10 protein-coding genes and 1 pseudogene are annotated in these 20390 nt (G+C 68.0%); 6 read left to right on the top strand and 5 right to left on the bottom strand.

Going from position 1 to position 20390, the window contains the following annotated elements; genetic code table 11:
* A pseudogene (locus tag D7Y15_RS24970) lies at window positions 1–838 on the bottom strand (hypothetical protein); the annotation flags it as partial.
* 211 nt (window positions 839–1049) lie between these two features.
* Between D7Y15_RS24970 and ruvX the strand changes: the two are divergent.
* The gene (ruvX, locus tag D7Y15_RS24965) at window positions 1050–1505 is read left to right on the top strand and encodes a Holliday junction resolvase RuvX (protein ID WP_121754150.1); all 456 of its coding nucleotides are present in this window, start codon (window positions 1050–1052) and stop codon (window positions 1503–1505) included.
* Between the two features lie 27 nt (window positions 1506–1532).
* On the opposite strand, the gene D7Y15_RS24960 is transcribed toward ruvX, so the two are convergent.
* Complete coding sequence (locus D7Y15_RS24960; RefSeq protein WP_121754149.1) at window positions 1533–3122, bottom strand: glycosyltransferase family 39 protein; 1590 nt, start codon at window positions 3120–3122, stop codon at window positions 1533–1535.
* A gap of 572 nt (window positions 3123–3694) precedes the next feature.
* Between D7Y15_RS24960 and D7Y15_RS24955 the strand changes: the two genes are divergently transcribed.
* The 4 genes from D7Y15_RS24955 to D7Y15_RS24940 all read left to right on the top strand — a co-directional run bounded on the left by D7Y15_RS24955 (window position 3695) and on the right by D7Y15_RS24940 (window position 9735).
* Window positions 3695–5758 carry a PrkA family serine protein kinase gene (locus D7Y15_RS24955; RefSeq protein ID WP_120575832.1) on the top strand — a complete coding sequence of 688 codons (2064 nt, stop codon included), beginning with the start codon at window positions 3695–3697 and terminating at the stop codon, window positions 5756–5758.
* Between the two features lie 35 nt (window positions 5759–5793).
* Window positions 5794–6903, top strand: coding sequence for a DUF444 family protein (locus tag D7Y15_RS24950; protein ID WP_120575833.1), 1110 nt, complete (start codon window positions 5794–5796; stop codon window positions 6901–6903).
* A 42-nt stretch (window positions 6904–6945) separates the two neighbouring features.
* On the top strand, window positions 6946–8439 hold the full coding sequence (locus D7Y15_RS24945) for a SpoVR family protein (protein WP_120575834.1): 1494 nt from the start codon (window positions 6946–6948) through the stop codon (window positions 8437–8439).
* A 105-nt stretch (window positions 8440–8544) separates the two neighbouring features.
* Window positions 8545–9735: a peptidoglycan DD-metalloendopeptidase family protein gene (locus D7Y15_RS24940; RefSeq protein WP_120575835.1), complete on the top strand. Its 1191-nt coding sequence runs from the start codon at window positions 8545–8547 to the stop codon at window positions 9733–9735.
* 80 nt (window positions 9736–9815) lie between these two features.
* Here the strand turns inward: D7Y15_RS24940 and D7Y15_RS24935 are convergent, their stop codons facing one another.
* Window positions 9816–10403, bottom strand: a complete 588-nt coding sequence (locus D7Y15_RS24935) for a DUF2378 family protein (RefSeq protein ID WP_120575836.1) — start codon at window positions 10401–10403, stop codon at window positions 9816–9818.
* A gap of 276 nt (window positions 10404–10679) precedes the next feature.
* On the opposite strand from D7Y15_RS24935, the gene D7Y15_RS24930 reads away from it, so the two are divergent.
* A complete protein-coding gene (locus D7Y15_RS24930) occupies window positions 10680–13187 on the top strand; it encodes a glycogen/starch/alpha-glucan phosphorylase (RefSeq protein ID WP_120575837.1) in 2508 nt (835 codons plus the stop codon).
* 57 nt (window positions 13188–13244) lie between these two features.
* Here D7Y15_RS24930 and D7Y15_RS24925 read toward each other — a convergent pair whose 3' ends face one another.
* Together D7Y15_RS24925 and D7Y15_RS24920 are read right to left on the bottom strand one after the other, a co-directional pair.
* The gene (locus tag D7Y15_RS24925; RefSeq protein WP_121754148.1) at window positions 13245–15197 is read right to left on the bottom strand and encodes a M3 family metallopeptidase; all 1953 of its coding nucleotides are present in this window, start codon (window positions 15195–15197) and stop codon (window positions 13245–13247) included.
* 231 nt (window positions 15198–15428) lie between these two features.
* The gene (locus D7Y15_RS24920; RefSeq protein WP_148712861.1) at window positions 15429–20363 is read right to left on the bottom strand and encodes a lamin tail domain-containing protein; all 4935 of its coding nucleotides are present in this window, start codon (window positions 20361–20363) and stop codon (window positions 15429–15431) included.
* Window positions 20364–20390: the final 27 nt, after the last annotated feature.

Raw genomic sequence — 20390 nt, 5'->3', positions numbered from 1 at the left:
CGGCACGGGGCGGCCGGCCCGACACACCACCGTCCGTGCTTCCCGTGCCGCTGCCCGGCCGCCCCGTGCCGCCAGTGCCCGGCCGCCCTGCCCCGCTGCCCGGCCGGGAGCCACCGCCGGTGCTGGGCGGCGCGCAGTCCGTCGGCGGAGGCGCGCAGTCCGAAGGCGAAGGAGACGGGCGTCCCGGACGCTCCGGACGTCCGTACTTCGCGAACTCGCCGGCCAGCCGCTTGGACTCCTGCTGGAGACCCACCAGCTCGATGCGGTCATCGTTCAGGCTCGGCAGCTTCAGCATCAGGAGGCTCTTCTTCGCCGTGTCCACCTGTTCGAAGAAGCCGCGGTTGTCGACGAGGAACCTCGCCGCGTCCCGGAGCGACGGCGACACGTTCTTGTCCTGCGAGATGCGCTGGAGGTCCGCGTGCGACAGCGAGCCGTCCTTCTTGCCGTCCAGCAGGTCCAGGTAGCCGAAGTTCGCCTCCAGCGTGCGCAGCGAGTCCGCGTAGTCCAGCAGCTTGGGGTCCAGCGGGCTGCGGCTTCCGGAGGTGCCTCCCGCCTGCGAAGCGCCCGACGAAGCGGAGCTCGCGTAGCCCGCGCCCGCCTTCGCCGCGTTCTGGGGCGCGCAGTACTCCGTCTTCGCGGATGGGTTCTTCTTCAGCTCATCCGCCACGCCCAGCGCGCCGCTGGCCGCCATCATCACGTTGCCGGTCATCACCCCCGCGGCCGTCTTGATGGAGTTCGTGAGGACGGGCGGAAGCCCCAGGGCGTCCCCCGCCAGGTCGGTCACGGCGGCCATGGGACCGCCCAGCAGGTTCGCCACGCCTTTCAGGATGTCGAGCATCGATACTCCCGCGCGACGGGTTGAAGTGGGTGCTGCCAGGTGCCGCGCGCCGTCTCTTCGGACGCGGACAGGCATTGCAGCGGCGGTGCCGGGCAGTCCGGCTCGCGGGGCGAGTCGAAACGCGGGGTTGGCCCGAGGGGGCCGCCAGCCGCGTCCCCACCCACGGACGGGTCGGTCCGCGGCGGAGGATTGCGGCTAGAGTCCCGCGCCCATGCGCACCTTCGGGCTCGACTACGGCACCAAGACCATCGGGGTGGCCGTCTCGGATGGACTGGGGCTCACCGCCCAGACGGTCACCACCGTGCGGCGCACGTCACTCAAGGGGGACCTGGCGGAGCTGTCCCGGCTCGTGAAGGAACACGAGGTGACGCGCTTCGTCCTGGGCCTGCCCCTCAACATGAACGGCACGGAGGGCCCCCGCGCGGAGGCCTCGCGCAAGTTCGCGCAGGTGCTGGAGAGCGCGCTCGGACTGCCCGTGGAGCTGTGGGACGAGCGGCTGTCCACCGTGGCCGCCCAGCGCACCCTGTTGGAGGCGGACGTGCGCCGGGAGAAGCGGCGGGAGGTCATCGATCAGCTCGCCGCGCAGTTCATCCTGCAGGGCTGGCTGGACGCGCACCGCCCCAAGGACGACGACGGCTACGACGACAACTACAACCCGGAGGGCTGAGCAGCACCTCCGGGAATCGCTGACGAACTACGGCTGGCGCCGGTACACGTGCAGCGGCGCGGAGAAGCCGTCCTGCTCCTGGTACGCCACGCCGTCGAGCGTCAGCGTGCGCCCATCCAGCTTCACGCCCGGGTCCTTCACCAGCTTGCCGCCGTCGAAACGCACCAGCACGTCCGGCCGCGCGTCCGCCAGGCGCTGGCGGAAGGTGTCCCAGCGCACGCGCGCCATGCGCATCTCCGGCAGCGTGGAGAAGAAGGCCACCTGCAGGTCCATGTAGCTCGGGTCATCGTCGATGGCCGCCGCGCCGCCGTTCGCCGCCACCTCCTCCTTGAGGAAGCGCGCCACCTGCATCACCGCCACGGGGTTCGTGGACGTGGGGCTCACCGGGCGCAGCGAGTCGTGCAGCCCGCCCTCGGTGCGGAACGTGTAGATGCCCAGCGCCACCGGCATCACCACCGCCAGCACCGCGCTCACGCCCACCACCGCGCGGCGCGCGAAGGGCCCCTTGTTGCCCACCAATGCCGCCAGGCCCGGCGCCATGAACACTGGCAGGAGCACCAGCTGCGTCACCGTGAAGCGCGCCAGGGGCACGAAGCTCAGCAGCACCGCCGCGCGCAGGGTGAAGTACAGCGCGGGCACCACCGCCATCACCACCAGCCAGCGCGTCTCCGGGTGCTTCTTCCACGCGCGCACCATGCCCACCCCGCCCAGGAGCGCCACGCCGGGCGTCAGCGTGAAGAGCGCCACCGCGGGCCAGAACCCCAGCTGCTGCAACCGCCAGCCCAGCGCGCCCCCCGCACCACCCGAGTCGGCCACCCACTGCCTGTGGAAGTCCTCCACCGCCTTGATGGGGAAGAACGGGTCGCCGTGCGCCAGCTCGTTGCCCTGCATCCACAACAGCGGGAACGGCAGGCACACCAGACCAAAGCCCACCGCGCGCGTCAGGGACGCCACCCGGTCCTCGCTGCTGAACACCAGCGCCACCGTGATGAGCGGGATGTACAGCCACGCGTCGTAGCGAAGCGCGCACGCGAAGTTGAGCAGCACCGCGCCCCAGAACAGCGGCTGGAAGCGGTTCTCCTCCACCCCTTCCGCCACCAGCGCGAACACCGCCAGCATGAAGAAGAGCGACACCGACTCGCTGCCCGCGGTGGTGGAGAACTGCAGGTGCATGCCCCACGCGCTGAAGGCCAGCCCCGCCGCCACGCCCGCGCGCCAGCCGAACAGCCGCCGCGTCAGCGCGAACAGCGGCACCACCGACGCCACTCCGAACAACAGGCTCACCAGCCGGCCCGCCACGTCGCGCTCGAACACCGACAGCACCGCGCCCACCAGGTACAGGTGCAGGGGGCCGAACTGATACGTGCCGTCCTTGTAGGACGTGATGACGTGGGGATCGGCCAGCCACCGCTCCGCCAGCTCCGTGCGCACCACCGCGTCACCGAAGAGGTTCTCGTTGATGAAGAACACCCCCAACCGGGGGAGCAGCGCCGCCAAGAGCAGCAGACCCACCAACCACCGGATGGACGGCTCGGGCTGAGGGGCGGGCACCGCGGACAGACCGGGCACGGCGGAGGGAGGGGAAGCAAGGGCGGCGGGACTCGAAGCGGGAACCATGGCGCGCGCGAGGATACGCAGGCAGGGCTCAAAGCCAAGCCAGCGTCCCGCCCTCCTGCCCGGTGCCCGCCCGCCTGCCCCGTGCTTCTTCGGGAATCACTTCCCCGGGCAGCATGGGATTCGCGCCGTTACGCACCCTTCTGGGCGGGACGGAACCGGTGCGCCGGCCGTCATGCCGACATGTGGAGCGGACACGGACGCCGCCCCACAGTGAGGGCCTGCCTGGACGGGGTGTCCTCCGGCGGAAGCCCAAGCGTCGGGAAGTACGCGCTTGGGTGAGGTGGGACCGGACACATCGCACCGGGGGGGCTCCTCCCAGCGCGCGTCAGGGTCCTTATAATCGAAGTGCCTTTTCACCCCGTGGAGGAGGGCGGCTCCCCTCCGACACGAGCCGAACGCGCGGTCCCACTCCGCGGCGGGGTCCCGAAGGGGCTGAAGCATCGCGATTGTCGTCGCCTGGGACCTCTTCGGAGTGGGTGTGGAATGGCCTTCCAGCCCTCCAGGTTCACCATGTTGGCCCCCCGGAAGCACGCGACCGTTCGCGTCCTCCTGTGAGGCTACGAGGGAGAGACATGAAGGACGCTGAGAAGGGCTCGTGGGTCTCCAGGATCGCCGCGTTCCAGGACGTGAAGACCTACGCGGAACTCAACTGGGAGGGCTCTTTCGAGGACTACCTCGAAATCGTCCGCAAGAACCCCAAGGTCACCCGCACCGCCTTCCAGAGGATCTACGACATGATCCTCAGCCACGGGAAGTCGGAGTACATCGACAACAAGAAGAAGCTCACCCGCTACCACTTCTTCAGCGACGAGCGCTTCGGCGGCCGCGACGCCATCTTCGGCCTGGACGTGCCGCTGATGAAGCTGGTCAACGTCTTCAAGTCCGCCGCCCAGGGCTACGGCACGGAGAAGCGCGTCATCCTCCTGCACGGCCCCGTGGGCTCGTCCAAGTCCACCATCGCCCGCCTGCTCAAGAAGGGCATGGAGGAGTACTCGAAGACGCCGGAGGGCGCCGCGTACACCTTCTCCTGGCTCACCGACAAGAAGCAGCCGGACGGCACGGTGACGAAGGAGAAGATGAAGTGCCCGATGAACGAGGAGCCCCTCAACCTCATCCCCCGCGAGTGGCGCGACAAGGTCTTCTCCGAGCTGTCCCCGCCGGAGTCCGGCTACACGATTCCGAATGGCTGCGAGCTGTGCCCCGCCTGCCGCTTCGTCTTCAAGGAGCTGATGACCCAGTACGGCGGTGACTTCGCCCAGGTCATGGGCCACATCCACGTCAACCGGCTCATCTTCAGTGAGAAGGACCGCGTCGGCATCGGCACGTTCCAGCCCAAGGATGAGAAGAACCAGGACTCCACCGAGCTCACCGGCGACATCAACTACCGGAAGATCGCCGAGTACGGCTCGGACTCCGACCCGCGAGCCTTCAACTTCGACGGCGAGTTCAACATCGCCAACCGCGGCGTCATCGAGTTCGTCGAAGTGCTCAAGCTGGACGTCGCGTTCCTCTACGACCTGCTCGGCGCGTCGCAGGAGCACAAGATCAAGCCGAAGAAGTTCCCTCAGACGGACATCGACGAGGTCATCATCGGGCACACCAACGAGCCCGAGTACAAGAAGCTCGAGAACAACGAGTTCATGGAGGCCTTGCGCGACCGTACGGTGAAGATTGACATCCCGTACATCACCAAGCTGGCCGAGGAAGTGAAGATCTACGAGAAGGACTTCAACTCCCGCGCCATCAAGGGCAAGCACATCGCCCCGCACACGTTGGAGATGGCCGCCATGTGGGCCGTCCTCACGCGCCTGGAGGAGCCCAAGAAGCACAACCTGTCGCTCCTTCAGAAGCTCAAGCTCTACAACGGCAAGACGCTCCCCAACTTCACCGAGGACAACATCAAGGAGCTGCGCAAGGAGTCCGTGCGCGAGGGCCTGGAGGGCATCAGCGCCCGCTACATCCAGGATAAAATCTCCAACGCCCTGGTGAGCGACAAGGGCGAGGGCTGCATCAACCCCTTCATGGTGCTCAACGAGCTGGAAGCCGGCTTGAAGACACACTCCCTCATCAACACCGAGGACGCGCGCAAGCGGATGAAGGAGCTGCTCACCACGGTGAAGCAGGAGTACGAGGACATCGTCAAGAACGAGGTCCAGCGCGCCATCAGCGCCGACGAGGACGCCATCGGCAAGCTGTGCGGCAACTACATCGACAACATCAAGGCCTTCACCCAGAAGGAGAAGGTCCGCAACAAGTACACCGGCATCTACGAGGTGCCGGACGAGCGCTTGATGCGGTCGATTGAAGAGAAGATCGACATCCCCGAGAGCCGCAAGGACGACTTCCGCGGGGAGATCATGAACTACATCGGCGCGCTCGCCGTGGAGGGCAAGACCTTCAACTACCGGACCAACGAGCGGCTGCACAAGGCGCTGGAGCTGAAGCTGTTCGAGGACCAGAAGGACAGCATCAAGCTCAAGAACCTGGTGTCGTCCGTCGTGGACAAGGAGACCCAGGAGAAGATCGACCTGGTGAAGGACCGGATGATGAAGAACTACGGGTACTGCGAGATCTGCTCCACGGACGTGCTGAACTTCGTGGCCAGCATCTTCGCCCGCGGTGACGCCAAGGAGTAACGCGATAGCGCCTTGTCCAAGAGGGACGTGACACCGTGACCTTGAAGATCCACCAGGACCACTCCCGCTTCAAACAGATCGTCCGCGGGAAGATCAAAGCCAACCTGCGCAAGTACGTGCAGAAGGGCGAGATGCTGGGCAAGAAGGGCAAGGATGCCATCAGCATCCCCATCCCCTTCATCGACATCCCGCGCTTCAAGTACGGCCACAAGGAGCAGGGCGGCGTCGGACAGGGAGACGGTGAGGTGGGTCAGCAGCTCGGCCCCGGGGCGGTGGAGCCCGGGGACGGGCACCAGGCCGGCCAGGGCGAGGGAGACCACGCCCTGGAGGTGGACGTCACGCTGGAGGAGCTGGCGCAGATTCTTGGCGAAGAGCTCCAGCTGCCGCGCATTGAACGGCGGCAGAACGAGCGCATCGTCACGCAGAAGGTGAAGTACACGGGCGTGAACACCACGGGCCCGGAGTCGCTGCGCCACTTCAAGCGCACCTTCAAGCAGGCCCTGAAGCGGCAGATCGCCACCGGCACCTATGACCCGAAGATGCCGGTCATCATCCCCACGCGAGAGGACCGGCGCTACCGCAGCTACAAGCTGCAGGAGCTGCCGGAAACCAACGCGGTCATCATCTACATGATGGACGTGTCCGGCTCGATGGGGGACGAGCAGAAGGAGATCGTCCGCATCGAGAGCTTCTGGCTCGATACGTGGCTCAAGCATCAATACAAGGGTCTGGAGTCGCGCTACATCATCCACGACGCGGTGGCGCGCGAAGTGGACCGCGACACGTTCTTCCACACCCGCGAGTCCGGCGGGACGATGATCTCCAGCGCGTACAAGCTGTGCCGGGACATCATCCAGGCGGACTACCCGAAGAGCGCGTGGAACATCTACCCGTTCCACTTCAGCGACGGGGACAACTGGAGCGCGGACGACACGCGCCAGTGCATCGAGATGCTCCGCAACGACATCCTCCCGCAGGTGAACCAGTTCGCCTACGGGCAGGTGGAGTCCCCCTACGGCAGCGGGCAGTTCATCAAGGACCTGCGCGAGGCGGTGGGTGACACGAACAACGTCTCGCTGAGCGAGATCGCGGACAAGGACGCCATCTACGCCTCCATCAAGGACTTCCTCGGCAAGGGGCGCTGACACCAGCGCTTCTGTCTCATCCCCCACTGGAGCCACCGCCCCATGCCCAAGAGCCTCACACCGCGACTCGCAGCGCTGCGGGATGAAATCCACGGCTACGCCAAGGAGTTCGGCCTGGATTTCTTCGACACCGTCTTCGAGATGGTGAGCTACGACGAGATGAACATGGTGGCCGCCTACGGCGGCTTCCCCACCCGCTATCCCCACTGGCGCTGGGGCATGGAGTACGAGCAGCTGGCGAAGGGGTACGAGTACGGGCTCTCCAAAATCTACGAGCTCGTCATCAACAATGACCCCTGTTACGCCTACTTGATGGAGAGCAATCCGGAGGTGGACCAGAAGCTGGTGATGGCCCACGTCTACGGTCACTGCGACTTCTTCAAGAACAACTTCTCCTTCCGGCACACCAACCGCCGGATGATTGATGACATGGCCAATCACGCCACCCGCGTCCGGCGGTGGGTGGACAAGATTGGCGTGGAGAAGGTGGAGGACTTCATCGACCGGACGCTGTCGCTGGAGAACCTCATCGACCAGCACGCGCCCCACATCCGGCGCAACCCGGACCCGCAGCGCGCGGAAGAAGAGGCCAAGTCCAACGAGCGCGTGGAGGGCTTCAAGGTGAACCGCGAGTACATGCGCGGCTTCATCAACCCCTCCGAGTTCATGGACTCACAGCGCAAGCGCGCCGAGGACGAGAAGCAGCAGCGCAAGCGCTTCCCGGAGCGCCCGCAGCGTGACGTGCTGTACTTCCTGCTGGAGCACGCACCGCTGGAGCCGTGGGAGGTGGACATCCTCTCCATCCTTCGCGACGAGGCGTACTACTTCGCGCCTCAGGGCCAGACGAAGATCATGAACGAGGGGTGGGCCAGCTACTGGCACTCCACCATCATGACCCGCCGGGCGCTGCGCGACGATGAGATCATCGACTACGCGGACCACCACTCCGGCACCATGGGCGTGCGCCCCGGCGCCATAAACCCGTACAAGCTGGGCATCGAGCTGTGGCGGGACATCGAGGACCGGTGGAACAAGGGCAAGTTCGGCAAGGAGTGGGACGAGTGCGATGACCTTCGCGCACGCCAGGCCTGGGACAAGAAGCTGGGCGCGGGGCGTGAGAAGATCTTCGAGGTGCGCAAGCACTACAACGACATCACCTTCATCGACACGTTCCTCACCGCCGAGTTCGCCCAGCAGCAGAAGCTCTTCGTCTACGGCTTCAACGACAAGCGCAACTCGTGGGAAATCCTCGACCGCGAGTTCCGCAAGGTGAAGAACAAGCTGCTCACGTCGCTCACCAACTTCGGGCAGCCCATCATCGAAGTCGTGGATGGCAACTACGAGAACCGCTCGGAGCTGCTGCTCGCGCACAAGCACGACGGGCAGGACCTGAAGGGCGACTACGCGCGGGAGACGCTGCGCAACCTCCAGTCCCTGTGGCGGCGGCCCGTGAACATCATCACGCGCTACGACGGTAAGGGGGCCCTCTTGCGCTACGACGGGCAGCACCACTCGGAAAAGAAAGTGGAGCTGTAAGCCTTCCGAGCCTCTGGGCCCCAGAAGCAGGCAGGCGGGCTTGGGAAGTGCGGTCAGGATTTGGGCGGAGGACCAACAGTCCTCTACACTCCTGTATCGCCCCCCATGAAGACCGCTTCCCTCCTCTGCCTTGCCGCCCTCGGGGTGGCTTCGACGTCCGAAGCCGCCACCCAGTTCGAAATCAAGAACCGTCGCATCGAGCCGCGCCAGACGCTGGCGGGTGCGCTGCACGACGCGCAGCTGCCCGACGAGCAGGTGACAGCGGTCATCTCCGCGCTGGAGGGCGTGTTCGACTTCCGCAAGTCGCGCGTGGGCGACCAGTTCCGGCTGGTGATGAAGAACGGCGAGCTGGACTTCTTCGACTACCGCCAGAGCACCGTGGACGAGTGGCAGGTGCGCCGCGACGGTGAGAAGTACATCGGCAGCAAGCGCTCCATCGAGGTGGAGAAGCAGGTGTCGCTGGTGTCGCTGGAGATCAACTCGTCCCTGTACGAGGCGACGCTGGCCGCGGGCGAGGACCCGTCCATCGGCCTGGTGCTGTCGGACGTGTTCGCGTGGGACATCGACTTCTACCGGGACGTGCGCAAGGGCGACAAGGCGAAGGCCCTGGTGGAGAAGTTCGTCTCCAAGGGCCGCGTGCTGCGCTACGGCGAGGTGCTGGCGGCCACGTATGAAGGCGGCCTGGTGGGCAACAAGCGCGTGTTCCGCTACGTGCTGCCCAACGGCGAGGCCAACTTCTTCCAGGAGGACGGCGCCAGCGCGAAGAAGACCTTCCTCAAGAGCCCGCTGAAGTACGCGCACGTCACCAGCAGCTTCGGGTCGCGCTTCCACCCGGTGCTCCAGTACCTGAAGAACCACAACGGCGTGGACTACGGCACGCCCATTGGCACCCCGGTGTGGGCCGTGGCGGACGGCACCGTCGTGTCCGCGGGCAACGCGGGCGCCGCCGGCAACATGGTGCTGCTGCGCCACGCCAACGGCATGGAGACGCAGTACATGCACCTGTCGCGCTTCGGTGACGGCGTGCGCGCCGGCCAGCGCGTGCGGCAGAAGCAGGTGATTGCCTACTCCGGCAACACCGGCCGCTCCACTGGCCCGCACCTGCACTTCGGCCTGAAGCGCAACGGCACCTACGCCAACCCGCTCACCCAGAAGTTCCCTCGCGCGGATCCGCTGCCCAAGGAGCTGACGGCGGACTTCCTCGCCAAGGCGCATGACATGGCCCAGCAGATTGACGCCGTGTCCGTGGCCGCCGTCGCCGGCAAGGCGGGCCCGCCGCCCACCGCCACGAAGTAACCTCAGGCGTCTTGAGTTGAAAGCCCCCGGGCCCCCTCCCCTTCACGGTGGAGCGGGGCCCGTCGCTTGTCGCCGAGCCGTCAGGTCCACTCGATGATGAATTCGGAGTCGCCCAGGCACCGCTCGGAGCCCCGCACACTGCCTTCACGGTGCACCGCGGTGAGGGGGCCCATGAGGATGCCTTCGTGGACCTCCACGGGCAGCAGGTCGCCCTTGAAGAGCAGCCGCACGCGCTTGTCGCCCAGGGCCTGGTACTCGCGCTGCCCGTAGCTCACTGCGGTGGAGTAGGACGCGGGCGCGTTGCTGTACAGGCGCTTGGGGTCTCCGCCGCCGGAGGTGAGGCGCAGGAGCGTCTGCCCCACCGTGGACTCGAAGAACGTTCCGACGATGGCCTGCCCGCACGCCCGCAGGGCCGCGTCGCGCGTGCCGAACTCCGGCTGGAGCGCCTCCGACGCGAAGGCGAGCAGCCGCAGGAAATCCACCGCCGGATAGGAGAAGAAGTCCACGGGGCTGCGCTGCATGAGCGGCGCGCGCAGGCGCTCCGCGGCGTCACGCCCCAGCCGCTGGTGCACGAGCCTCAGCACCGCCGCGAAGCTCAGCCCCCGCACCGTGTCCCCTGGCCGGGTGAGGGCGATGCGCTGCTCCAGGTCATCCAGGGGGAAGGACATTCGCGAGCGTTTTACTCCAGTTCCGCGCGCTTCCAGCCCTTCCACGAATTGGATGTGCTTGCCTTCACACGCCCTGGGGCCGCGCCGCGTCACGGCGGGTCCCCGAGCACCTTCCCTCCCTGGCGGGGGAAGCGGCCGACCCCGGCAGGGGACGAGGGTTTCCCCTGCCCTGGGCTGGCGTGACACGGTACCCTTCCGTCATGGGCGTCCCGCGTCAAAAGCGCGGGCGCTTGCGCAGTCCATCAACCCCCTCGCGACCTTCGAGACGACCGACTTATGGCTCCTCCCGCCTCCGCGCGCCCCGCATCGCCCACGCCCTCCGCCTCGGGAGCTCCCGAAGACAGCGGCCGCACCGGGCTCGACGCGGCCAGCGTCCGTCGCGGCTTCTTCGAACACGTGCGCTATTCGCGCGGCAAGAACCCGGAGACGGCCACCCCGCACGACCGCTTCATGGCGCTGTCGCTGGCCGTGCGCGACCGCCTCACGGACCGCTGGGTGAAGACGGCGCGCACCTACTACGAGCAGGACGTCAAGCGCGCCTATTACCTGTCCGCGGAGTACCTGCTGGGTCGCGCGCTGGGCAACAACCTGCTCAACCTCAACATGTACGAGGCCGCGGCCGCCGCCATGCAGGAAGTCGGCGTGGACCTGAGCCAGCTGCTGGAGATGGAGCCGGACGCGGGCCTGGGCAACGGCGGTCTGGGCCGGCTGGCGGCGTGCTTCCTGGATTCGCTGGCCACGCTGGGCTACCCGGGCATGGGCTACGGCATCCGCTACGAGTTCGGCATCTTCTCCCAGGACCTGGTGGAGGGACACCAGGTGGAGCGCGCGGACGAGTGGCTGAAGTTCGGCAACCCGTGGGAAATCGTGCGGCCGGAGAAGGCGGTGCCGGTGCGCTTCTTCGGGCGCGTGGAGCATCACCAGGGTCCGGATGGCCGGCCGGTGGCGCGCTGGGTGGGCGGCAAGACGGTGATTGGCGTGCCGTACGACACACCCATCGCGGGCTACGGCAACAACACCGTCAACACGCTGCGGCTGTGGCAGGCGCGCGCGAGCGCGGAGTTCGACCTGCTGCTGTTCAACGCCGGTGACTACGAGCGGTCCGTGGTGGAGAAGAACGACTCGGAGGTCATCTCCAAGGTCCTCTACCCCAACGACGCGTTCCAGGCCGGCAAGGAGCTGCGCCTCAAGCAGCAGTACTTCTTCGTGGCGTGCTCCATCGCGGACATCGTCCGGCGCTACCTGAAGAACCACAACGACTTCCGTGACTTCTCCCGGAAGGTGGCCATCCAGCTCAATGACACGCACCCGGCCATTGGCGTGGCGGAGCTGATGCGCGTGCTGGTGGACGAGCGGCGCCTGCTCTGGGACGAGGCGTGGTCCATCACCCAGGAGACGTTCGGCTACACCAACCACACGCTCCTCGCGGAGGCCATGGAGCGCTGGCCGGTGTCGCTGTTCGAGCGGCTGCTGCCGCGTCACCTGGAAATCATCTTCGAGATCAACCAGCGCTTCATGCGCCAGGTGCAGATCCGCTACCCGTTCGACGTGGAGAAGCAGCAGCGGATGAGCCTGGTGGAGGAGGGCTCGGAGAAGAAGATCCGCATGGCCCACCTGGCCGTGGTGGGCAGCCACAGCATCAACGGCGTGGCCGCGCTGCACACGGACCTCTTGCGCCGCGACGTGCTGCCGGACTTCGCGCAGATGTACCCGGAGCGTTTCAACAACAAGACCAACGGCGTGACGCCGCGCCGGTGGCTGGCGTGGTGCAACCCGCGCCTGTCCAAGCTCATCACCAGCCGCATTGGTGAGGGCTGGGCCACGGACCTGGACCAACTCCTGAAGCTGGAGGCGCACGCGGAGGACCCGGAGTTCCGCAAGGCCTTCCGCGAGGTGAAGCGCGCCAACAAGGACGAGCTGGCCCAGCACGTGAGGGATTTGCGCTGGGTGCAGCTCAATCCGGACGCCATCTTCGACGTGCAGATCAAGCGCCTGCACGAGTACAAGCGGCAGCTGCTGGACGCCGTCCACATCGTGGCGCTGTGGATGAAGGCGCGCCGCGACCCGTCCAGCGTCATCGCGCCGCGCGCGTTCCTCTTCGGCGCGAAGGCCGCGCCGGGCTACCACCTGGCGAAGCTGACCATCCGGCTCATCAACGGCATCGCGGAGGTGGTCAACAGCGACGCGGGCGCCACGGGGCTGCAGGTGGTGTTCCTGCCCAACTACCGGGTGAGCCTGGCGGAGCGCATCATCCCCGCGGCGGACGTGTCCGAGCAGATCTCCACTGCGGGCTGGGAAGCGTCCGGCACGGGCAACATGAAGCTGATGCTCAACGGCGCGCTGACGCTGGGCACGCTGGACGGCGCCAACGTGGAGATTCGCGACGCGGTGGGCGACGAGAACTTCTTCCTCTTCGGGCTCACGGCGGACGAGGTCATCGCGCGCAAGAAGGCCGGCTACAAGCCGCGCGAGGTGTACGAGTCCAACACGGAGCTGCGCGAGGCGCTGGACCTCATCCGCTCGGGCTTCTTCTCCCCGGAGGACCGCAACCTCTTCCAGCCGCTGGTGGACAGCCTGCTCAACGAGGACCGCTACCTGGTGCTCGCGGACTTCGCGGCCTACGCGGCGAAGCAGGAGGACGTGGCGCGCGCCTACAAGGACACCGAGTCCTGGACGAAGAAGTGCATCATCAACGTCGCCCGCGCGGGCATCTTCTCCTCCGACCGCACCATCAAGCAGTACGCGGAGGAGATCTGGCGCGTGCAGCAGACGAAGGTGGAGTGACGTTCCGCTCCAGCACCGGCAGCCCCAGCCTCCTGGGGCTGCCGTGTCGTCAGCGGCTTACGCGGCCTTGTTCAGCCACGCCTCGTACGCGCGGAAGTCGTAGTCGCGGCCGAGGAAGTGGTGCACCAGGCGCGCGGCGTCGTCGGAGCCGCCCGGCTCCAGCACCGCGCGGCGGTAGTCCTGCGCGGGCTCCGGGTTGAGCAGGCCCTTCGTCTGGAAGACCGTGAAGAGGTCCTTCGCGATGACCAACGACCACATGTACGTGTAGTAGTTGGACGAGTACCCATCCAGGTGCCCGAAGGTGAGGTGGAAGTACGTGCCCTCCAGGTACGGGAAGGGGATGTACTGGCCCTGCAGCTCGCGCACGAGCGCGGTGGCGTCCAGGTCCTTCGGGTCGCGCCGGTACAGCTCCAGGCTGAGCGCCGCGTAGAACATCTGCTGTCGCACGAAGAGGCCCTTGCCGAACTCGTCCGCGGCGAGCATGCGCTCCACCAGGTCCGCGGGCAGCGACTCCCCCGTCTGATAGTGCTTCGCGAAGGTCTGCAGGCACGTCACGTCGCGCGCCCACTCCTCCAGCATCTGCGACGGGGCCTCCACGAAGTCCCACTCCGTGCGCACGCCGGACAGGCCCGCCCACTTCGTGTGGCCGCCGAAGATGTGGTGCAGCAGGTGGCCGAACTCGTGGAAGAAGGTCTCCACGTCGCCGTGCTGCATGAGCGCGGGCTCCGTGCCGGGCTTGGGGAAGTTGCAGATGAGCGCGCCTTCCGGCAGCCGCCGCCCTGACTTGCCGCTCGTCAGCGTGAACTGGGCCGCGTGCTTGTACTTGTCCGCGCGCGGGTGCATGTCCAGGAAGAAGCGGCCCTTGAGCGTCTGGCCTTCGTAGACGTCATAGGCCTCCACGTCCGGGTGCCACACGGGCACGCCCTTCACCGGGCGGTACGTGACGCCGAAGAGGCGCGCGGTCAGGTCCAGCACGCCCTGCTTCACGCGCGTGTATTCGAAGTACGGGCGCACCGTCTGCGAGTCGAAGGCGTACTGCTCCGCCTTCACGCGGTCATCCAGGTAGCCGGAGTCCCACGGGTTCACCTGGTCGGCCTTCGGGTCGTCCTTGCGCTTGCGCTCCAGGAGCACCGCGTAGTCGCGCTTCATGCGCTCTTCGGACGCGTCAGCGATCTTCCGGATGAAGGTGCCCGCGGCATCCGCGCTGCGCACCATCTTGTCCTCGGTGGCGTAGGCGGCCCAGTGGGGGTAGCCCAGCAGCGTGGCCAGCTCATGGCGCTTCTGCACCAGGCTCTGGAGCACGTTCACGTTGGCGGGGTAGCCGCGCTGGCGGTTGGCGCGCCAGAGCTCTTCGCGGGCCTTGCCGTCGCGCGCGTAGGTGAGGAAGGGCACCAGGTCCGGGTAGTCCGTGGAGATGCGCACCTGGCCGTCCTCGCCGGGGGCGTGCGCGCGCACGTAGTCCTCCGGCAGGCCGTCCAGCGCGGCCGGGGGCAGCGCCACCTTGCGGGTGTCCTGGCTGATGTTGCGGCTGAACTCCTGGCCAATGCGGACGAGTTCCTCCTGGAGCGCCTTCACCTTCGCGCGGGTGGCTTCGTCGCGGTCCACGCCGGCGCGGCGGAAGTCGCGCAGCACCTTCTCCATCCACTTGCGCGTGGCGGCGTCCTCGTTGGCCAGGCTCACGGCCGCGAGGACGTCGTAGACGCCCCGGTCCATGCGGATGTCGTTGGCCAGGTTCTCGATGGCCTGCTCGGCGGCCTCCGCGGCCTCGCGCAGGGCGACCTCCGGGTGCGTGTGGCGCACGACGCTGGCGCGCGCGGCGGCGTCATCCAGCGCGGCGGAGGACTCGTCGAACAGCTCCAGGACGTCCTTGGGGGGCGTGGAGGCGGGCAGCGTCTTCAGTCGCGCGATGCCGTCGCGGGCCTTGGCCAGGGCCTCCTCGCTCGCGCGGCGGAACTCCTCCGGCGGGCAGGTGACGTGGCGGGCGGCGTCGGGGACCAGGGGGTCGGACACGGGAAGGGCTCCTCTCAAGCCGTGGGTGTGCGGGAAAGGGGTCAAAGCTAATGCGCCCCGCACGCCCTGGCAGCATCCGTGTTGCACGGAGCAGGCGGTTGCCGGGCAGTGGACGCCCTCCCCTGCCCCGTCCGTCGGGCGGCGGACGGGCGGGCGGGGTCCCAAAGGCGGAAGGCCGCCCCGGCGTGCCGGAGGCGGCCTTCCTGGGACTTCAAGGGTGAGGCGGAGGCGTCAGTAGAACTCGAGCGGGCTTGCGGAGTTCTGTGGCTGCCGGACGGCGCGGGTCACGAAGTTCGCGCTGTTGTTGTCCGTGTCATACCCATTGCCCCGGGCAGCGTCCGCGCCACCCACGGCCATGGTGGCGGAGATGGAAGTGGAAACGGCCATGCGCTCGATGCTTCCGCCCGACGCCGGATGGGACGGACCCTTTGTGCCTTCGGGGGAGTCCGCGGTTCCCCATCCCAGCCTGTCCACGTCCACGTACGTCGAGCCCACGAGGCGCTGGACGCGGACGTTGCCACCAGCGGTCGTGGAGGCCGACATATCGAAGGTGTAGCCGACGTCCCTCGCGGCCGCGCCAGTGCTGGGGTAGGCCGCCCCGCCCAGGAGGAAGTAGCCGTGGGCGCGAATGACCTTCCCGGCCGGAATGGTGACCGGGGAACTCCAGCTTGGCCCGGCTGCGGACTTATAGCTGACCTGCCAGTTGGACAGGTCCACGTCCGCGTTCGTCGGGTTGTAGAGTTCGATGAACTCGTCCGTCGCGGCCCCGGTGAGGCCTCCGCTGATTTCACTAATGACCACGTGGTTCGTCAGCGCGGGCTTGCCCACCGTCACCGAGCCGTAGGTGCCCGCAGGCGGATCCACCCTGCCGAACTGGTCGCAGTACACCCACTGCTCGTCCGTGAACCGGTACCGGAAGCCGTAGTTGTACGTGCCAGCCATGGGAATCTGGAGGACCGCCTTCATCTCGTCGTTGTTCGAGTTCGGTGTGGTGAAGCCCGGGTTGAAGTCCGCCGCCGTCCACGTCCAGCCCGCCGGGTTGGTGGCGTCCGTGCCGTAGCCCAGCTGCGCCTCGATGCGGGGGTAGAAGTCGTTGCCCTTCGTGTTCCGCTGCGTGACGTCGTAGCTGTAGAACTGGCTGAAGATGTCGTAGCTGTCGTTGGGGTTGATGGCCGCCGGGTAGGCGCCGTCCGGCGACGGGAACGTCTTCGGGTACTGGATGGCGCAGTAGTTGAGCGGCTTCTCCACGTTCAGGCCGCAGTCGTCGTTGGCCTGGCCCGGCGTGCCCCGGTCCCCGCCCGACAGGCTGCCGGTGGAGTCACACCAGTACCAGGCGTGGCTGCTGCCCTTCGTCCCGATGATGCTGGACGCGAGGCTCATGGCCCGGCCCGTCGTCTGGGGGAACGCGCTCGTGTACGTCAGGCTGTCCACCGTCACCGAGCCCTGCTTGAGCGTGATGGAACCGGTGCTGTCCATGGACTTGTCCGTGCCCCAGGCGTCGTTCGCCGCCACGCCGCCGTTGGTGCCGAAGTTCGCGTTCTGCGCGAGCACCGTGCGGCCCCCCGCCGGCACCAGCAGCGCGTGGCCGTGGTTCACCGTGATGGACGTGGCCGTGCCCGCGCCGTCCACCAGGTCCACCACCAGGCCGTTGGCGTCCAGCAGCTTCGACGTGGTGTTGGTCAGCTCCAGGTACTCGGTGGTGCCCGCGGACGGCGAGTGCATCACCTCCGAGAGGACCAGCTCGCCCGCGCCCGGGTGCGGCGCGTTGGTGCACGCGCCCGCGTAGCAGACCGCGTCCGCGCCGGGGCAGGCCTGGAGCGTCATCTCGCCGTCCACGCAGGTCGGCGCGCCGTTCTGCACCACGCACACCGACGCGTAGACCTCCAGCGACGTGCCGTCCTCCGCGCACTGGGACGCGGGCGGCGTGCACACGTAGCCGCTGCACGGGTTGGTGGTGGCGGTGCTCGCGGTGGCCAGCGCGCTGGCGTTGTCCGCGCCGTCGAACGCCTTCAGCGCGAAGTGGTACGTCGTGGCCTCCGTCAGGCCGGTCACGGTGAAGGACTCCGCCGTACCCGCCGTCTTCGGCGTGCCCACACCCGTCACCAGCGTGGCCGAGCCGAAGTTGGCGTCAGTGATGGCGGCCGTGGCGTAGCGCAGCTCGTAGCGAGCGGCCGTGCCCAGGGCGCCGTCATCGCCCGGCGCCTGCCAGTCCAGCCGGATGCTGGCGCCGTCCACCGCCGTCGCGCTGAAGCCCGCCGCGGCGGCCGGTGCCTGCGTGTCGAAGATGATCAGGTCCGCGGACGTGATGTCCTGGAACTCGTCCGCGCTCGCCTGGAACTGGTAGGTGCCCTCGTCATTGACGCTGAGCTCAGCGAAGGTGGCCACGCCGCCCACGGTGGTGCGCGTGGGGAGTCCCTGGGCGAAGGTGCCGCCCGCCAGCGCCAGCTGCACGTCCACCGCCGCGTCCGTGACGGTGTTGCCGTAGGCGTCCTGCACCGCGACCTCGATGTCCACCAGCGACTGCCGCACCCCACCCGTCGTGGGCGCGGAGGCGAAGGTCAGGTGGTCTCCGGAGGCGGGGATGATGGCGTAGGTATGCGAGGCCGTGAGCGACGGGTCCGCCACGTCCTCCGCGGTGACCTCCTGGTCTCCGGCGGTGCGCAACTCCACGCTGAAGGTATGCCGGCCCTCGTCCAGCAGGGTGAACGTATACGCGCCGGGCAGCACTGCCTGCGCATCCGAGGAGGAGAACGTCACCGTGGACGCGTACTCCTTCGCCACGTTGCCGTAGGTGTCACGCGCCACCAGCTCGTAGCTCAGCGACTGGCCCGCGCCGAAGGGGCCCGCGCTCGCGACGGCTTCCAGGGACGCGGCCGTGCTGGCGCGCACCTCCGCGTCCACCGTCCCGGTGAGCGCCGGGGTCGCGGTGTCCGCGGCGGTGAGCGACTGCGTCCCCGCCGTCTTGAACACGAGGCCGGAGACGGTCTTCTCCCCCTGGTCCTCCGGGGCGAAGACGGCGTCCGCGGGAAGCTCCGCCTGCGCGTCCGAGGACGTGAAGTGCACCGTGCCGGTGTAGCCCTGGATGCGGTTGCCATGGGCATCCGTCACGGACACGGTCACGTCATTCGAGTCGCCCGCATCGACCGGGTCCGGGAAGGCCGCCAGCACGAGCTTCGCCGCGGCGCCGGCGCCCACCGTGAAGGACTGGCTCACCTGCGTCAGCGGACCTGCGGTGGCCGTGAACGTGAACGTGCCCGCCGTGTCCACGCGCAGGCCGGAGAAGGTGGCCACGCCGTCCACCGCCGCCACGGTCACCGCCTGGAAGCCCGGCTGCCCGGTGAGGGTCAGCGTCACCGCCGTGGTGGCCGTGGAGACCACGTCGCCACGCGAGTCCAGCAGCGACACGGCCACGTTCGCGAGCGCCGAGCCCGCGTTGCCATTCGAAGGCTGCGTCGAGAACGCCAGCTGCGTCACCGACGGATCCGCCGTGGACACGGCGAGGCTGTCCGACCGCGCGGAGTTGCCGTGCGCGTCCGTCACCTTCAGCGCCACGTGGTACGTCTGGCCCGGCGTCAGGCCGGAGAGGGTCGCGGACTGCACCGTGCCCGCGGGCTCGGGGGCGGCGACCGTCACCGGCGTCGCCGCGTTGAAGGCCGCGTCCGTGGTGATGGCGGACGTGGAGTAGCGCAGCTCCTGCGACGTCAGCTGCCCCTGCACACCGTCATCCCCCACGCCCGTCCACTGCACGGTGAGGCCCGTCTCCGTGGCCCCGGTCTGCGTGAGCACCGGCTTCGCGGGCGCCACGTCGTCCACCACCTGCACGTCCGCGCTGCTCACGTCCTGCAGGCCCTGCGCGGAGGCCACCAGGTGCGTGGTGCCATGCCCCGCGATGCTCACTCCCGTGAACGTCGCGACGCCGTCCACCGGCGCCGCGCTCACGGTCCCGCCCAGCGTGAAGGCCCCCGCCGGCAGCGACAGCTCCACCGCCAGCCCGGTCACCGACACCGGGTTGCCGAAGGCGTCCAGCACCGCCACCTTCACGGTCCCCAGCGAGGCGCGCGTCGACACGCGCGTGGCCGGCTGCTGCGTGAACGCCAGCTTCGAGGCCGCCGCGGCGGACACCATCACCCTGAACTCGAAGGAGAAGGCGCCCGCGCTGTCCGCGAGGGTCAGGAACTGGGGCCCGGCCGTGCGGAAGGTGATGCCCTGGAACTTGAACTTGCCCGCATCCGTGGCGGTGAACGTGTGGGAGGGCAGTGTCGCGGCCGCGTCCGTGGACGTCAGCATCACCGTGCCCGTGTAGTTCGTCGCCGCGTTGCCATGGAGGTCCTCCAGCGTGACCTCCTGGGCCTCCGCCACGCCCACCGTGACGTTGTCCAGGAAGCGGTCCAGCCCCACCCCCTTCACCGCACCGGGCGCCACCGAGAAGACGGTGCTGGCCACGGGCTCGAAGCCCGGGGCGTTCGCGATGAAGTGGTAGCCCCCGCCTGCCTTCTTCAGCACCACGTCCGGGAAGGTCGCGACGCCGTTCACCGCGGTCACCTTCACCTGGCCCTCCGGGAACACGATGCCGCCGGAGCCCAGCGACAGTGTCACCTCCGCCGTGCTGTCCGTCACCACCGCGCCGGCGCCATCCCGAACCTCCACCACCAGGAGCTTGAGCGGCTCGCCCGCCACGCCATCCGGCAGCGCTGAGCGGAAGGCCAGCGTCTTCACCGTGCTGACGTCCGCGAATGTCACCGTGGCCGTCTGGGTGAGCGGCACCATCTTGCCGGTGTCGTCCTTCACGGACGCCTTCACGGTCTTCACGCCCGGCACCGTGGACGTCACGTGCGCCTGCGCCTCGCCTCGGATGTCGGTGAGCACCGCCGACCCCAGAACGGAGGCACCCTCCCCCTCCACCGTCACCGACACGGTGCGCCCGGACAGCCGCGAGCCGTCCGCCTTGCGCAGCGCCGTCACGGTGACGACCGCCACGTCGCTGCCGTTCGCCAGCACTCCCGTGGGCCGGTCCACCACCACCGTGGAGGCCGCCGCGTCCACCACGCCTTCCACCTCCGGAGGAGGCTGCGGCGGGGTTCCAGAATCCGTGCAGCCCAGCGACAGGGTCAGACACAGCACGCTCAACCCCAGACAGCGGGCGAGCACAGCGATCCGTGGGGACATGAATGTCTCCGTCCAGCGAGCAGACCC

The organism is Corallococcus sp. AB030, from assembly GCF_003668965.1.
Classification (GTDB): domain Bacteria; phylum Myxococcota; class Myxococcia; order Myxococcales; family Myxococcaceae; genus Corallococcus; species Corallococcus exiguus.
Note: the sequence above shows the minus strand (reverse complement) of the source record. Positions and strands in the feature narration are given on the sequence as shown.

What these genes read in the sequence shown, in the direction of transcription:
- ruvX (WP_121754150.1), top strand. Translation starts at nt 1,050, where the DNA reads ATGCGCACCTTCGGGCTCGACTACGGCACCAAGACCATCGGGGTGGCC.
- D7Y15_RS24960 (WP_121754149.1), bottom strand. Translation starts at nt 3,122, where the DNA reads ATGGTTCCCGCTTCGAGTCCCGCCGCCCTTGCTTCCCCTCCCTCCGCC.
- D7Y15_RS24955 (WP_120575832.1), top strand. Translation starts at nt 3,695, where the DNA reads ATGAAGGACGCTGAGAAGGGCTCGTGGGTCTCCAGGATCGCCGCGTTC.
- D7Y15_RS24945 (WP_120575834.1), top strand. Translation starts at nt 6,946, where the DNA reads ATGCCCAAGAGCCTCACACCGCGACTCGCAGCGCTGCGGGATGAAATC.
- D7Y15_RS24940 (WP_120575835.1), top strand. Translation starts at nt 8,545, where the DNA reads ATGAAGACCGCTTCCCTCCTCTGCCTTGCCGCCCTCGGGGTGGCTTCG.
- D7Y15_RS24935 (WP_120575836.1), bottom strand. Translation starts at nt 10,403, where the DNA reads ATGTCCTTCCCCCTGGATGACCTGGAGCAGCGCATCGCCCTCACCCGG.
- D7Y15_RS24930 (WP_120575837.1), top strand. Translation starts at nt 10,680, where the DNA reads ATGGCTCCTCCCGCCTCCGCGCGCCCCGCATCGCCCACGCCCTCCGCC.
- D7Y15_RS24920 (WP_148712861.1), bottom strand. Translation starts at nt 20,363, where the DNA reads ATGTCCCCACGGATCGCTGTGCTCGCCCGCTGTCTGGGGTTGAGCGTG.